Raw genomic sequence first — 928 nt, 5'->3', positions numbered from 1 at the left:
GGCATGAGGGGCGAACTGTATTTCTGGCTAGGTCTCGCGTGTGGCGTCGGCGTCATCGCGATGTTGTTGTTGTTGCTCGCGATGCTTAGCTTCGGTTTCGGCTTATACGCCGTTCCCGCTTAGTCGGCTATGTCTCGCAGCGATGGGTAGTGTCTCAGTTTGAAATTTGGGGCTAGAGGCCCGCAGTTGTCGATCCATAAAAGCGGTCCATGCCTCTGCAATATTCTTTAGAGGCTGGCCCCAGAAACTCGACAATCGTAGCGAAATCGAAGTCACCCCGGTCAGCGGCGTTCTGTAAGGCCTCAAGAAAGGTAGCAATGTCAGCATTGTCTTTGGCCGAGCTCTCTCGCAAGCCCTCTTCGCATAATTGGAAAACGCCTTTGACAACGTTCTCTGGGGTCTTCCCCAGATTCGATATCAAGGTCTCCGCCAATTCTGCGGCGGCAATTGTTGATGGAAATGCAGAGGGGGCCCATTGAGCGGCGAAGTCGCGGAGCGTATGGCGCAACTCTGGTGTCTGATCGGCGATCATATCTATGTATTTCCGACTGGACATGCCCGCTCGTCAGTTCTCCAAAGCTTTCTATATGGGCGTGCCACCTCGGCTTCGGCGCGACGGCGTCCATCTTCTCGCAAACAGGTAGTGTCTCAGTTTGAAATCTGGGGGCCGTTCGGCTCCAGCTTTGACCGGATTTGATGAATAGCGCTCACGATGGCGTTGGCTGACTGAACGTCCAGCGCAATATCTAACAGACCTTCGGTTGTGTGAATTGAGAGAACCCCAATCACACCCGCATTGTCCGTGATGGTGCCGACGTGGATTTCAGTCGGTACGAAGGGCCGCGCCTTTCCCTTGCGTTGCATTGCTCACACTCCCCTCGCGGCGACAGTCGCGCAACGCCGTGGCACATTCAAGCTGGCCTTAGGG

The 928-nt window shown here is 55.2% G+C and carries 2 protein-coding genes; both read right to left on the bottom strand.

Annotated elements, in window-relative coordinates; all coding sequences use genetic code 11:
- Positions 1-172: 172 nt before the first annotated feature.
- A complete protein-coding gene (locus ACXJ7R_RS34445; RefSeq protein WP_457155689.1) occupies positions 173-532 on the bottom strand; it encodes a DUF7674 family protein in 360 nt (119 codons plus the stop codon).
- A 116-nt stretch (positions 533-648) separates the two neighbouring features.
- Positions 649-864 carry a hypothetical protein gene (locus ACXJ7R_RS34440; protein WP_457155688.1) on the bottom strand — a complete coding sequence of 72 codons (216 nt, stop codon included), beginning with the start codon at positions 862-864 and terminating at the stop codon, positions 649-651.
- Between the last annotated feature and the right edge of the window lie 64 nt (positions 865-928).

This window comes from Mesorhizobium sp. P5_C1 (assembly GCF_054049815.1).
The sequence above is the reverse complement of the archived record's forward strand: the minus strand, read 5'-3'. Positions and strand labels throughout refer to the sequence as shown.

Bases quoted from the DNA above. Each gene is read 5' to 3' on its own strand.
- ACXJ7R_RS34445 (WP_457155689.1), bottom strand. From the start codon at position 532: ATGATCGCCGATCAGACACCAGAGTTGCGCCATACGCTCCGCGACTTC.
- ACXJ7R_RS34440 (WP_457155688.1), bottom strand. From the start codon at position 864: ATGCAACGCAAGGGAAAGGCGCGGCCCTTCGTACCGACTGAAATCCAC.